Origin of the sequence: Pantoea sp. YU22 (assembly GCF_003970755.1) — a bacterium.
GTDB classification, from domain to species: domain Bacteria; phylum Pseudomonadota; class Gammaproteobacteria; order Enterobacterales; family Enterobacteriaceae; genus Pantoea; species Pantoea piersonii.
The window spans coordinates 65,213-78,474 of sequence record NZ_RYDU01000016.1; the positions used below are offsets into that span (position 1 = coordinate 65,213).

Genomic DNA, 13,262 nt, shown 5'->3' on the forward strand with positions numbered 1-13,262 from the left:
GCATACTTTCACAGGCAGTTGGCTATAATAGCCGACACTCAACATGTGACTATTGAAGGAATGCCCGATGAGTTTGAACCAGGTGCCTGCAGGTAAAGAACTGCCAGAAGATCTCTACGTTATCATTGAGATCCCGGCTAACGCCGATCCGATCAAATATGAAGTCGACAAAGAGTCTGGCGCCCTGTTCGTGGACCGTTTCATGTCCACGGCGATGTTCTATCCGTGCAACTATGGCTACATCAACAACACGCTGTCGCTGGATGGTGATCCGGTTGACGTGCTGGTTCCAACCCCTTATCCGCTGCAGCCGGGCTCCGTGATCCGCTGCCGTCCGGTTGGCGTGCTGAACATGACCGACGAATCGGGTCAGGATGCGAAAGTGGTCGCCGTGCCGCACACCAAGCTGACCAAAGAGTACGATCACATCAAAGATGTGAACGACCTGCCGGAACTGCTGCGCGCGCAGATCACCCATTTCTTTGAGCACTACAAAGATCTGGAAAAAGGCAAGTGGGTGAAAGTTGACGGCTGGGCAGACGCCGAAGCGGCGAAAGCTGAAATCGTTGCCTCTTTCGAGCGTGCGCAGAAGAAGTAATCTGTCGCCGACCGATATAAAAACACCGTCCCCTGGACGGTGTTTTTGTTTACAGCGGTTAGGGTTCAGTGGGCGATATGCCCGCCTGCAGACGCTTCCGGTAAAAAAACACCGTCCTCTGGACGGTGTTTTTGTTTATGCGTCTGACGGTGGATCGTCGCGCCGTAGCCAGTCGCCGCTGGCGATGCGCTGACGCCCCTTAACCGGGCGCTGGTAGACGTAGAGCCATGCGCTGCCGTAAGGCGTTTGCATCAGCTGGCGTTTGTATTCGCCAGCCTTTGTGCGCAACGCATCCAGCTCACCCAGCGTGGTGGCATCGATGCGGTAAACTTCACAATAGACGGTTCCTTCGCCCGGGATCACGCCCGGATAATGGCCAAGACTGTAGAGCTCATAGCCCTCAATCTGCATATCCCCCAGCCATTGCGCATTCGTCATCCAGTGACTGTTTCCCTGTTTGCGCCGTAAACTGCCGTAGACAATTATTCGCATTGCTAAAACTCAAACTGATAGAGCAAATCAAGAGCCTGGTCCACACCGGACACGGCTTCCAAATAGAGTTTGGGCATCAGGCGATAACGCAAGGTTAACGTCGCCAGTGAATCAAATATGCCAACACCATATTTTACTTGTAGACCCGGCAGCACATAGCCACTGACCTGCACCTGCTGGCTGTCGCCAACGCCGGCAGTATCAAGGGCAAGATTGCTGACGCCGAACGTCTCGCCGATTTTACCCACAACCTGCCCACTTTGTGCAACCCCCAGACCCACTAAGGCAGAAGTTAATGCGTTGCTGTCGCCGTCCGTTCCCAGTCCCTGGCCGCGCAGCAGGTAGGAGAGCGCTTCCTGCTGCGACATCGCCGGATCGGAGAAGACCTCGACTTTCGGCTCGTCCGCCAGTCCGGTGACGCGCAGGCCAGCCGTCACGTCATTTTCTGTCGCCTCGGGATTACGGATCGCCTCAAGGTTGATATAGGGCTGATCCGGCGGCCCGGCGAACTGCAGCTCGCCTTTACGCACGATAAGATCCTGGCCGTAAGCATGGAAGCGGCCGGACGGGATATTAATCTGGCCGTTGAGGCCCAGCCCGGTTTTATCCTGCACCACTTTCAGGTCGCCGTTAAGCTTCGCTTTCAGGCCAAAGGCGGACAGGCGAACATCGTTGCCGACGTGAATGACCAGATTGCTGTTAATCGGGATCGCGGCGGTTTTCGGCTGAATCGGCTGCAGGTTTTTATCCAGCAGCACTTCGTCCGACGAGACGCCTGTGGCGCTCTCCGGCACTTCCTGCACCGTAATGCGCGCCCAGGGAATATCTACGCTGCCATCCAGACTGAAGGCCGCTGGCGTCGCTTCGAAGACCAGATCCGGCGAGACGTCCATGCGCACCATCGGCGGAACGGTGACCCGCACGCGGCTGCCCTGCGCGGCAATACGCGCGCGCCAGTTGTCGAGCTGGCTCCAGTCCGCATTGCCGTTGAGGTTGATATTGCCCTGCGCGGTTTGCACCAGTCCATTGAGCGTTGAGCTCATGCCGTTGAACACCATGTTCAGGTTAGCGGCGGTGAGATCGACCGGCATAAAGTTGCCGTCGACGTCGACACCCTGCAAACCAAGCTGGCCGAAGATCTGCGGCTGCTTCACGCTGCCGCCGAGGCGCAGGCTGCTGTTCAGGTTGCCTTTGATCTTCTCGCCCTGCGCCAGCGCTGGATTGAGCATCGTCAGTGAGATATTGCGGATATTGACGTTGCCGCCCAGCGTACGACGGTTCTGCGGATCGCTGATCTGCACGTTGCCATCGAGCTGGCCATTGTTGGCAATGCGGATTAGCCAGTCGAGATCGGCGCGGCCGTTGCGCAGCGCCGCGTTGAGGTTCAGCGTGTTGAAGTCGACAGGCAGCGTATTGCCCTGCACATCCTGTCTGACCTTAACACCGTTGCCCTTCAGCGAGACGGTGCCGGTCGGCAGCGCGCCGTCCGCCGTCCAGTTTACGCGCGCGTCGCCGCTGAATACGCCTGCAAGCTGGGTGGCGTCAGGTAAGAACGGCTTGATCATCGCCAGGTCGAAGCGGTTGAGCGCGATATGCGCATGCCCGCTCGGGCCAGCTTCGACCGGCTCCGGCACGCAGAGCTGCGCGTTGGGGTTCTGCCAGCAGTGCGGGCCGATGGTGGCGGTCTGCTTCGCATTCAGGTAGTCGATCGCCATCGCGCGCGTCAGTCGCCATTCGCCGACCGGCGTATCGAAGCGCGTGTCGTTAAGCGCCCCTTTCCAGCGCTGCTGCTGACGATCAAAGCTGCCGCTAAGCGCCAGCTGACCGGAAACCGGCTCGCCCTGCACCTGCAGCTTCAGCTGATGCTGTTTTTCATTGCCGTCGGCGTTGAGCGTCAGCAGGCTGATAGTAAGCGCATCCTGTTTCAGCTGCTCGACGCGCAGCTGCAGCTTGCCGGCGATCTGATCGCTGGAGCGGACGTCGCCGTCCAGCGTTACGCGCCGGATCTGCAACTGCTGCCAGCGCAGGCCGGTGGCGTTAAGATCGGCCAGCAGCTGCGGCGCCTGCAAGGTGCCGCGCGCCTTGATGGTGCCTTTAGCAACGCCACCCAGCCCCGGCAGCGCGTTATCGAGATGGGGCGCGTCGATGGTGGCGTCAAGATTGAGCGCGTCGCCCAGCGAGCCTTTCACATCCAGATTATTGCGGCCCAGGGCGATTTTCACGCCCGGGATCTCCCACTGGTTATAGCTGTTGCCCTTCAGCGACCCTTCGGCGCTTACCGCATTCTGCTTAACGTTGCCCTTCAGCTGCAGCTGCGGCACGCTCACCTGCCAGCTGCCGCCGTAGAGGCTGCCGCGCGTGGTGATTTTACCGTCCAGCTTCGCTGGCCAGTCAGGATACTGGCGCGCGGTGTTGATGCCGGAGAGCGTCAGCTCGCTGCGCCAGCTAATGGCTTTGCTCCAGTCCACCAGCGCCGTGAGATCGACGTTGCCCTGCAGCGCGCCGATGCGCAGCTTGTCGAGGTTGAACTGCTCGACGTTGCCTTTGCCGTCCAGCGCCACGGTGGCGGGCGGCACACTGTCGCCTTTCACCGCCGTACGCAGCGACATCACGTAGCCAGTGGCTTTGCCTTTGAACTGATAGTCGAGATTATCCGCCTGATACTGCACCGCGCCGGTCAGCGGCCAGCGCAGCTGCGGGCTGGTGAGATGTAGCGACAGCGGCAGGCCCGCCATCGCCAACTGGGTGGCGGCGTCGAGCCGGGCGCGGACCGGACCGGAGAGGTTGAGGCCCAGCTTCAGCTCGTCGCGCATGGCGCCGCCCAGCTCGAGCTTGATCTTCTCTCCTTTCAGCGGATCGACGTTCGCCGTGCCGTTGAGCGTGAAATTTACCGGCCAGTTGTCCGCCAGCGTCGCTTCGCCGCTGCCGTTAAGCTGGCCAAGCGTCGAGTCGACGTCCAGCGTCTGCAGCTGCAGTCGTCGGTCGGCCGTTTTCGCCTTCAGCAGCAGGCGATTTACCGCAATATCGGTATCGCCAGTGAGACGCAGCTGCTCGCCAAGGATCTCCTGCACGTCAATATCGAGCGGCAGACGAAAATCGGGCAGCTCCGGCAGCAGCGGTTTCGCAAACATCGCCTGCAGGGTTTCGCCCAGCGGCTTTTCGTCCGGCTGCGGTTTCTGCACTTTCGGCTGCACCACCTCTTCGCTGGCGACCTGTGCCGCTTTCGGCAGGGCCACCAGCAGACTCTGGATATGCGTCGGGTTGAGCGTCAGCGCGCGCCCCTGCCACTGCAATCCGGTGGTGAAATCGAGCAGCGAAATGGCAGTATCGTCGATTTTCACATTGATGTTATGCAGGCCGAGATGGCGCAACGTAACGGGATAAGGCGTGCTGAGATCGCCGCTGCCATTATCCTCTTCCTGCGGCGCCTCCTGCGCGGGGGCCATCTTTTTGCTGTCGACCACCACGCTGACATCTTTCAGCGCGATGTCGTTAACGCACACCGAAGAGTGCAGCAGGCAGTTGAGATCGACCGCCAGATGAAAGGTGCCGGCGTCGACGCTGACGCCGGGCATTTCATAGCGCAGCCCGCTAATGGTCAGGTTGCGCCAGCCGCCCTCGACCTGTTTGATCGATAAACCCGGTACCCAGCGCGCCGCGCCGTTCAGCACCAGATGCAAGCCAGGCGTCGTGCCGATTAAAAACGCCACGCCTCCCAGCAGCACTACCAGAAAAATCAGGATGCCGATCAGGACCTTTTTCCACAGCTTCATAGTTCAGGCCCCAGTCCGATATAAAATTGCAAACCATGCTCCTCGTTGTCGCCAATCGGCCGGGCAATATCCAGTTTGATCGGCCCGACCGGCGACGCCCAGCGCACGCCGAAGCCCGCGCCGGTTTTAAAATTGCTCTGTTTGATGTCGTTGACCGCTTCACCCGAGTCAATGAACGCAGCGCCCCACCATTTGCCGGTCACGTTGTACTGATACTCCAGCGAGCCGGTGGCGAGCTTCGAGGCGCCGGTCAGCTTGCCGTCCTCGTCGCGCGGGGAAATATCTTTGTATTTGTAGCCGCGAATACTGCGATCGCCGCCCGCGAAGAAGCGCAGGTCAGGCGGCACCTTTTCAAAGTCGTTGGTTTCGATCCAGCCGAGATTGCCGCGCGCCACGAAGCGATGTTTATCCGCCAGCGTGCGGATCCAGACGTTCTGCGCCTGCAGGATCAGGAAGTCGACGTCTGAGCCCCAGGTAGTGTCGGAGACATCCACCGAGTAGCGTTGCGAATCGCCCCATGTCGGCATCAGGCCGCCGCGCGAGCGGGTGCGGTTGAGGCTGACGCCCGGATAGAGCAGCATCGTGGTGTTGGTAACGCTGCCCTGGGTAAAGTGATCGAGGCTCCATTTCAGGTTGATCGCCTTCTGCCAGCCGGAGCTGTTCTCCCAGTAACGCGATACGCCGAGCGTCGAGGTGTCAGCTTTGGTGTCGTTCAGATCGGTGCGCTTCAGGCCGCCGGAGAAGATGTAATACTGCTCCAGCGGGCTTTTCAGCAGCGGCACTTTGTAGCTGAGGTCGAGCTGCTGTTCCGGCGCGGAGAGATAGGCGTCCGCCGTCAGGCTGTGGCCGCGATCGTTGACCCAGGGCTTTTTCCAGCTGCCTTTCAGACGCGGGCCGACATCAGTCGAGTAGCCGATACCGGTTTCGATGGTGTTTTCGGTGCGCGGCGACACCACCGCGCTCAGCGGCAGCACTTTGGTTTTTCGCCCCTGCGCGAATTCCGGCGCGACCACCACCGAGTTAAACCAGCCCGTCGCCGAGAGACGCCGGTTCAGCTCGGCGAGATCGCGCGAGCTGTAGTAGTCGCCTTTCTTAAAGGGAACAAGGTTTTTCAGATACTCTTCGCGGATCTGCGAGCCGGAGAAGCTGACGTCGCCGAAGCGATAGCGCTGGCCGCTGTCATAGTCGATATCCCAGAAGGCTTCGCGCCGTTCGACGGAGACGCCGAGCTGGCTCTTTTTAAAATCGCCGTCGAAATAGCCGTTGCGCAGCGCCAGGTTCGAAAAGCCGCTTTTGAATTTGTCATACTCGCCGTGGTTGAGCTGCCGCCCTTTTTTTGGCGTCCCCTCTTTCACCCAGGCCCGATAGTCGGGATCGCGCAGCGCGTCGCCTTCGAGCACGATGGTGCTGCCTGCGATTTTTACCGGCTCGCCGGGTGTGACATGGGCGATGAGCACCGGTCGTCCGCCGTGCGGCGGCGCGGGACGCGATTCAAAATCGATGTCGGGCTCGTAGTAGCCGAGCGCCTTAAGCCCTTGCTGGATCGCCTCTGAAACACGTGCGCGAAAACGGCCATCGTTTGACACCTCATCGGCGCCGATGGTCGAAAGGCGAGCACGCACGTTTTTGTTGAGATCCCCGGTTAAGCCCTGCACTTCAAGGCGCACTTTCGCTGCCTCAGCGACTGGCGCGGCGGCCAACAGGCAGGTCATAAAACAGACGTGAATTCGTGGCACGCGTACTCCTGTTAATCATGCCGACCCCTATTCCGCGGGGCGTGATATATCCCTGATATAAGAACATCGCAGCGGCGCAGTCATCATCATAGCCGTATAAAGCGGCCTGCGGCTGCGAAAAAACGTTAACAAAGCCAAATAGCGCCCTATTGTCAGCAAATGACCGGACTGATACAACCGCTGCGCAGCATAAGCGCTCGCCACTCGGATTAATCTGAGCGAAACGGCGTCGCCGGGATCTCTGGCGGCGTTGAGGGCGCTGCTGCTATAATCAGCGGCGCAGGTTACGCCTGCTCTATTTCTGCCCCGGCGCTGCTCCGCACCGTCGATAAGGCGCAGACATTTTTGGCACGGATAGCCCAGACTACGAGGTGAGTACAATCGGTACGCCCTTTGCGTGCGCTGCCCAGGCCAAAAATGACAAGTGGATAACCTTTTGGATAACCTATGTTAGATAGCTTGCTTGTCATATTATTGCTGATCGTGATCAGCGCCTTTTTCTCTCTCTCGGAAATCTCGCTGGCCGCCGCCCGCAAGATCAAACTGAAACTGCTGGCCGATGAAGGCAATATCAACGCGCAGCGCGTGCTGAAAATGCAGGAAACGCCCGGCACTTTCTTTACTGTCGTGCAGATCGGCCTGAACGCGGTTGCCATCCTTGGCGGTATTGTTGGCGACGCGGCGTTCTCGCCAGCCTTCCGTAGCCTCTTTAACCGCTTTATGGAGCCGGCGCTCGCCGATCAGCTCAGCTTTATCTGCTCCTTCGTTATCGTCACCAGCCTGTTTATTTTGTTCGCCGATCTGACGCCGAAACGCGTCGGCATGATCGCGCCGGAAGTGGTGGCGCTGCGAATTATTAACCCGATGCGTTTCTGCCTGCTGGTGTTTAGTCCGCTGGTATGGCTGTTTAACGGCCTGGCGAACGTCTTCTTTCGCGTCTTTAAGCTGCCGATGGTGCGTAAAGACGACATTACTTCCGACGATATCTACGCGGTGGTGGAAGCGGGCGCGCTGGCGGGCGTGCTGCGTAAGCAGGAGCACGAGCTGATTGAAAACGTCTTTGAGCTGGAATCGCGCACCGTGCCCTCCTCCATGACCTCACGCGAAAACGTGGTCTGGTTCGATCTGCGCGAAGACGAAACCATGCTGAAAAGCAAAATCGCTGAGCATCCGCACTCTAAGTTTCTGGTGTGCGACGGCGATATCGACCATATCGTCGGCTATGTCGACTCTAAAGAGCTGCTGCTGCGCGTGCTGGCCAATCAGAGCATGGCGCTCAACAGCGGCGTGCAGATCCGCTCGGCGTTGATTGTGCCGGATACGCTGACGCTCTCTGAAGCGCTGGAAAGCTTTAAGACCGCCGGCGAAGACTTCGCGGTGATCATGAACGAATACGCGCTGGTGGTGGGCATAATTACCCTGAACGACGTGATGACGACGCTGATGGGCGATCTGGTCGGCCAGGGTCTGGAAGAGCAGATTGTGGCGCGCGACGAAAACTCCTGGCTGGTAGAGGGTGGCACGCCGATCGACGACGTAATGCGCGTGCTGCATATCGACGAGTTTCCGCAGTCGGGCAACTACGAAACCATCGGCGGCTTTATGATGTATATGCTGCGCAAAATCCCGAAACGCACCGATTTTGTGAAGTTCGCCGGGTTTAAGTTCGAAGTGGTGGATATCGACAGTTATCGTATCGATCAGCTGCTGGTGACGCGGATTGACGATCGTCCGCCGGTGCTGAATGTGGCAAAAACCACGGAAGCTGAAGAGTAGAAAATCAGAGGGCGCCGACGGCGCCCTTTTTTATCAGTTGAACTCCGCCTGAAGGCGCAGAACCTGACGGTTAATTTCGGACATCACGCTCAGGTGCTGGATGTCCTTTACGCGCGGGATCAATACTTTCCCTTTGTCGAATTCGAACGCGCCAACGTCCTTGATATACATCCTTCCTTTGAACAGCGTTTTTACATATTTCGCTATTTGCAGTGGATTATAGCGTTGGAAGATCTTCATGCTGTCTAACTCCTGTACATTTATAAATACGCTTCGCCGTTTCCAAGTTCGGTACGAGCCCATGAAGCGCAAAGTGCCGGTAAACTATAGAACACTCAGCTGGGATAATGTTCCGAAAACTGAACTTTTTTACTGAATTGACACATCATTACAGAATAGTCTGTTATCACGCTTTACCAACACAGTATAAATCCAAACTTGTTAAGAAATTGTGGCATGAATAACAAACCTGACACCTTAACAAGACAGGCGCATCATCCCTGCTTACTATTGCAGAAAAATGACCAACTGGTCCGATCACTAAGGAGACTCACAATGCGACTCGCCTGTGCCCTGTTTGCGCTGGTTTTATTACCCGGCGCGGTTTTCGCCCATAGCCTGAAAGAAGATCAGCGCGTGCCTGCGGTCGGCGTCGACGATAAAGGCGAGCTGCTTTACCAGCAGGATGACTTTAGCTACAAACGCTGGAACAGCGCGCAGCTGCCGGGCAAAGTGCGCGTTATTCAGCACATCGCCGGTCGCTCATCCGCTAAAGAGAAAAACGCCGCCGTGGTTGAGGCGATCAAAGCCGCGGCCTTCCCGCACGATCGCTACCAGACCACGACTATCGTTAACACCAATGATGCTATTCCCGGTACCGGCATGTTTGTGCGCAGCAGCATTGAGAGCAACAAAAAGCAGTACCCCTGGTCGCAGTTTATCGTCGACAGCAAAGGCAACGTAAAGCATGCCTGGCAGCTTGCAGATGCCGGTTCGGCCATTGTGGTGCTGGATAAGAGCGGTCATGTCCGCTTTGTTAAAGACGGCGCGCTGACGCAGGAGGAAGTGACGCAGGTCATTACGCTGGTGCGCACGCTGCTTAAACCATGAATGAAAACGGGAGGCTTTCGCCTCCCTTATTGATCAAAACAGCGACACGCGAAAACCGGGATTGAGAAAAGATTCACGCGGCGCGTAGTCCAGGGTTTTGCCTTGCCAGTCGTGGACGTGCGCGCCAGCCGCAACGGCAACGGCGTGCCCCGCGCCGGTATCCCAGATATTGGTCGGCCCGAAGCGGGGATAGAGCTGCGCTTTGCCCTCCGCCACCAGACAGAACTTCAGCGAAGAGCCGATGGCGACGGTCTGATGCTCGCCCAGCTGCTGCAGATACTCTTTCAGCTCGTCATCGGCATGGGAACGGCTGACCACGACCAGCGGCGGTCGCGCCTCCTGCACGTGGATCGGCGTCTTATGGCCGCCCTCTTCTTTCCAGGCTTTGCCCTCTGCGGCGGAGTAAAGCACGCCGAGCGCAGGCGCATATACCACGCCCATCACCGGTTTGCCCTGATCGATCAAGGCGATATTGACGGTAAACTCGCCGTTGCGCTTGATAAACTCTTTGGTGCCGTCGAGCGGGTCGACCAGCCAGTAGCGCTGCCACTGTTGCCGCTCGCTCCATGAAGGTGGATCCTCTTCCGACAGCACCGGCACTTCCGGCGTCAGCTGTTTCAGCCCCTGCAGAATAATATCGTGCGCGGCAATATCCGCAGCGGTCACCGGGGAGTCGTCGGCTTTGCGGGAAACGTCTACCGGCGTTTCCTTTTCATAAACCAGCATGATCGCGTTGCCCGCTTCGCGCGCCAGCTGGCAGATTTGCTCTAACATCTTTCACCTCCTCATCGGTGGCGACTGCACGACGTCATCGTGCGCCACATCGGTTAAATTTTAGCAGCTACTGCGCCGCCGCCCGGGCTTCCGGGCGCTTTTCTCTCAATATTTTAACAATATCAATATCATAGATTGCGCCTGGCCGCTATGCCGTACAGTAATCACCCTTTTCAACCTGTAAAACGTTAAACCCATCACGTATTCCTCTGACACATCATCATTCTTTTACATTAATTTGAGAGACTTACTCTTTTGCAGCAGGAGCACGCATGTTTAAACCCACTATCACCTTTCTGGCGCTGAGCCTTTCAGTCAGCCTGCACGCCGCCACCGTTGATCTACGTCTGCTGGAAACCACCGATCTGCACAGCAATATGATGGACTTCGACTACTACAAAGATACCCCGACCGAGAAATTCGGACTGGTACGTACCGCGTCGCTAATCCATGCCGCGCGTCAGGAAGTGAAGAACAGCGTGCTGGTGGATAACGGCGATATTATTCAGGGCAGTCCGCTTGGCGACTATATGGCGGCGAAAGGGCTACAGCAGGGCGAGATCCATCCCGTTTATAAGGCGCTGAATACGCTGGATTACAGCGTCGGCAACCTTGGCAACCACGAGTTCAACTACGGTTTGCCCTACCTGCGCAAGGCGCTGGCGGGCGCGCGTTTTCCCTATGTGAACGCCAATATCATCGATCTTAAGACCAACCGCCCCATGTTTACGCCCTGGCTGATTAAGCCTGTTCAGGTGACGGATCGCGACGGCAAGAGCCAGCTGTTGAAGATCGGCTTTATCGGCTTCGTACCACCGCAGATTATGGTGTGGGATAAAGCCAACCTGCAGGGCAAAGTGCGCGTAGAGGACATCACCGAAACCGCACGGCGCTATGTGCCGCAGATGCGCGCGCAAGGTGCGGATCTGGTGGTGGCTATTCCCCACTCCGGCCTCAGCAGCGAGCCTTACCATGCGATGGCGGAGAACTCGGTCTACTATCTGAGCCAGGTTGCAGGCATTGACGCTATTCTCTTTGGCCACGCCCATGCGGTTTTTCCCGGTAAAGATTTCGCCGCCATCAAAGGGGCCGATATTGAAAAAGGGACGCTGAACGGCGTTGCAGCGGTGATGCCCGGCATGTGGGGCGATCACCTCGGCGTCGTGGATCTGGTGCTGACCCATGAAGGCGGCCGCTGGCAGGTCAGCGACAGTCGAGCGGAAGCGCGCCCGATTTACGATGCGGTGCAGAAAAAGTCGCTGGCAGCGGAAGATCCGGCGCTGGTTAAAGTGCTGGCGGAAGATCACCGCGCCACACGGGAGTTTGTGGCGAAACCGATCGGTAAGTCTGCGGACGTGATGTACAGCTACCTTTCGCTGGTACAGGACGATCCGACCGTGCAGATCGTCAATAACGCGCAGCGCGCTTACGTAGCGCATTTTATTCAGGGCGATCCCGATCTGGGTCGTTTGCCGGTGCTTTCCGCCGCCGCGCCGTTTAAAGCGGGCGGTCGCAAGAACGATCCCGCCAGCTATACCGAAGTAGAGAAAGGCGACCTGACCTTCCGTAACGCCGCCGATCTCTATCTCTATCCTAATACGCTGGTCGTCATGAAAGTGAGCGGCGCGCAGGTAAAAGAGTGGCTGGAGTGCTCCGCCGGTCAGTTTAACCAGATCGATCCGCAGCGAAGCAGCGCGCAGTCGCTGATCAACTGGGATTTCCGCACCTATAATTTTGACGTGATCGACGGCGTGAATTACCAGATCGATGTGACTCAACCGGCGCGCTACGACGGCGAATGCCAGCTCATCCATCCCGACGCTTCGCGTATTAAAAACCTCACCTGGCAGGGCAAGCCGGTCGATCCGCACGCCACCTTCCTGGTCGCCACCAATAACTATCGCGCCTACGGCGGCAAATTCGCAGGCACCGGAGATAAATTTATCGCCTTCGCCGCGCCCGATGAGAACCGTGCGGTCGTCGCGGCCTATATCAGCGCGGAGACCAAAAAACAGGGCGAAGTACGTCCGCAGGCGGACAACAACTGGCGACTGGCGCCGATAAAGAGCAGCACCCCGCTCGATATCCGTTTTGAGACCGCGCCGGGCGAGAAGGCAACCGCCTTTATCCGCAGCCATGCGCAGTACCCGATGCAGCCGCAGGGCAGCGATGAGATCGGTTTTGCTATATGGAAGCTAGATTTACAGCAGAAATAAGCGCGTAAAAAAGCCAGCCTGCAGGCTGGCTTCATCATTCTGATACGCTGCGCAATTGCCGGGCGTGCGCCTCGTTAATCGCGCAGGCGTTGCTTACAGAATTTCCAGCAGCTCAACTTCGAAGATCAGGGTGCTGAATGGCGGAATTGATGCGCCAGCGCCACGCTCGCCGTAGGCAAGGTTGTGTGGAATCGTCAGTTCCCACTTCGAACCGACCGGCATCAGCGTCAGCGCTTCAATCCAGCCTGCGATCACGCCGGTCACCGGGAATTCTGCCGGTTCGCCGCGCGCGACAGAGCTGTCGAATACCGTACCGTCGATCAGTTTGCCCGTGTAGTGTACGCGCACGCGATCCTGACGTGACGGGACTGGACCGTCGCCCTGCTTGATCACGCTGAACTGCAGGCCCGATTCGGTGCTGTTAACGCCTTCGCGCTGCGCGTTTTCAGCCAGGAAAGTCTGACCTTCGGCAGCCATCGCCTGCACGCGCTCACGACGCACGCCTTCAGCGCGCTCGTGCACTTCACGCAGCGCACGATGCACGACGTCAACCGGCACCGCCGGCGAATTCCCTTCCAGCGCGTCGCGCAGGCCCGCGAGCAGCGCTTCCGGCTGAAGTCCCTGCAGACCAGACTCCAGCAACTGCTGGCCAACCTGTAAACCAATTCCGTAACTTGCTTGTGATTCGACGCTGTCGAATGAAGGGGTCGTCATCTTGATACCTGTCTCTTTCGCTAATTTGAACCGGAAGCATATCAGCGCGGGCCGCTGGCGTAAAATCCCACGC

At 58.1% G+C, this 13,262-nt stretch carries 10 protein-coding genes; 4 read left to right on the forward strand and 6 right to left on the reverse strand.

What is annotated here, in order from left to right; genetic code table 11:
• The first annotated feature begins 67 nt into the window (after positions 1–67).
• Positions 68–598 carry an inorganic diphosphatase gene (gene ppa, locus EKL29_RS18575; protein WP_120454990.1) on the forward strand — a complete coding sequence of 177 codons (531 nt, stop codon included), beginning with the start codon at positions 68–70 and terminating at the stop codon, positions 596–598.
• A 135-nt stretch (positions 599–733) separates the two neighbouring features.
• On the opposite strand, the gene EKL29_RS18580 is transcribed toward ppa, so the two are convergent.
• The 3 genes from EKL29_RS18580 to EKL29_RS18590 are packed head-to-tail and all read right to left on the reverse strand — an operon-like array spanning position 734 to position 6,575.
• On the reverse strand, positions 734–1,090 hold the full coding sequence (locus EKL29_RS18580; protein WP_033792318.1) for a gamma-glutamylcyclotransferase: 357 nt from the start codon (positions 1,088–1,090) through the stop codon (positions 734–736).
• A gap of 2 nt (positions 1,091–1,092) precedes the next feature.
• Positions 1,093–4,863 (reverse strand): translocation/assembly module TamB domain-containing protein, encoded by a 3,771-nt coding sequence (locus EKL29_RS18585; RefSeq protein WP_126690406.1) that lies wholly within the window; start codon positions 4,861–4,863, stop codon positions 1,093–1,095.
• Positions 4,860–6,575: an autotransporter assembly complex family protein gene (locus EKL29_RS18590; RefSeq protein WP_311779042.1), complete on the reverse strand. Its 1,716-nt coding sequence runs from the start codon at positions 6,573–6,575 to the stop codon at positions 4,860–4,862. Before EKL29_RS18590 ends, EKL29_RS18585 begins: the two co-directional genes overlap by 4 nt.
• A gap of 471 nt (positions 6,576–7,046) precedes the next feature.
• Here EKL29_RS18590 and EKL29_RS18595 point away from each other — a divergent pair, with 471 nt between their 5' ends.
• Complete coding sequence (locus EKL29_RS18595; protein WP_120454996.1) at positions 7,047–8,375, forward strand: hemolysin family protein; 1,329 nt, start codon at positions 7,047–7,049, stop codon at positions 8,373–8,375.
• Positions 8,376–8,408: 33 nt separating this feature from the next.
• On the opposite strand, the gene EKL29_RS18600 is transcribed toward EKL29_RS18595, so the two are convergent.
• The gene (locus EKL29_RS18600; protein WP_033754894.1) at positions 8,409–8,615 is read right to left on the reverse strand and encodes a DUF1107 domain-containing protein; all 207 of its coding nucleotides are present in this window, start codon (positions 8,613–8,615) and stop codon (positions 8,409–8,411) included.
• A gap of 315 nt (positions 8,616–8,930) precedes the next feature.
• On the opposite strand from EKL29_RS18600, the gene EKL29_RS18605 reads away from it, so the two are divergent.
• Positions 8,931–9,485, forward strand: coding sequence for a YtfJ family protein (locus EKL29_RS18605; protein WP_120454998.1), 555 nt, complete (start codon positions 8,931–8,933; stop codon positions 9,483–9,485).
• A 33-nt stretch (positions 9,486–9,518) separates the two neighbouring features.
• Here the strand turns inward: EKL29_RS18605 and cysQ are convergent, their stop codons facing one another.
• The gene (gene cysQ / locus EKL29_RS18610; protein ID WP_120455000.1) at positions 9,519–10,259 is read right to left on the reverse strand and encodes a 3'(2'),5'-bisphosphate nucleotidase CysQ; all 741 of its coding nucleotides are present in this window, start codon (positions 10,257–10,259) and stop codon (positions 9,519–9,521) included.
• 272 nt (positions 10,260–10,531) lie between these two features.
• Between cysQ and EKL29_RS18615 the strand changes: the two genes are divergently transcribed.
• Positions 10,532–12,475 carry a bifunctional 2',3'-cyclic-nucleotide 2'-phosphodiesterase/3'-nucleotidase gene (locus EKL29_RS18615; RefSeq protein WP_126690408.1) on the forward strand — a complete coding sequence of 648 codons (1,944 nt, stop codon included), beginning with the start codon at positions 10,532–10,534 and terminating at the stop codon, positions 12,473–12,475.
• Positions 12,476–12,568: 93 nt separating this feature from the next.
• On the opposite strand, the gene fklB is transcribed toward EKL29_RS18615, so the two are convergent.
• The gene (gene fklB, locus EKL29_RS18620; RefSeq protein WP_120455003.1) at positions 12,569–13,189 is read right to left on the reverse strand and encodes an FKBP-type peptidyl-prolyl cis-trans isomerase; all 621 of its coding nucleotides are present in this window, start codon (positions 13,187–13,189) and stop codon (positions 12,569–12,571) included.
• Between the last annotated feature and the right edge of the window lie 73 nt (positions 13,190–13,262).

Excerpts from the sequence above, each read along its gene's own strand:
- ppa (WP_120454990.1), top strand. The coding sequence starts at position 68 with ATGAGTTTGAACCAGGTGCCTGCAGGTAAAGAACTGCCAGAAGATCTC.
- EKL29_RS18605 (WP_120454998.1), top strand. The coding sequence starts at position 8,931 with ATGCGACTCGCCTGTGCCCTGTTTGCGCTGGTTTTATTACCCGGCGCG.
- fklB (WP_120455003.1), bottom strand. The coding sequence starts at position 13,189 with ATGACGACCCCTTCATTCGACAGCGTCGAATCACAAGCAAGTTACGGA.
- EKL29_RS18585 (WP_126690406.1), bottom strand. The coding sequence starts at position 4,863 with ATGAAGCTGTGGAAAAAGGTCCTGATCGGCATCCTGATTTTTCTGGTA.
- EKL29_RS18595 (WP_120454996.1), top strand. The coding sequence starts at position 7,047 with ATGTTAGATAGCTTGCTTGTCATATTATTGCTGATCGTGATCAGCGCC.
- cysQ (WP_120455000.1), bottom strand. The coding sequence starts at position 10,259 with ATGTTAGAGCAAATCTGCCAGCTGGCGCGCGAAGCGGGCAACGCGATC.
- EKL29_RS18590 (WP_311779042.1), bottom strand. The coding sequence starts at position 6,575 with ATGACCTGCCTGTTGGCCGCCGCGCCAGTCGCTGAGGCAGCGAAAGTG.
- EKL29_RS18600 (WP_033754894.1), bottom strand. The coding sequence starts at position 8,615 with ATGAAGATCTTCCAACGCTATAATCCACTGCAAATAGCGAAATATGTA.
- EKL29_RS18580 (WP_033792318.1), bottom strand. The coding sequence starts at position 1,090 with ATGCGAATAATTGTCTACGGCAGTTTACGGCGCAAACAGGGAAACAGT.
- EKL29_RS18615 (WP_126690408.1), top strand. The coding sequence starts at position 10,532 with ATGTTTAAACCCACTATCACCTTTCTGGCGCTGAGCCTTTCAGTCAGC.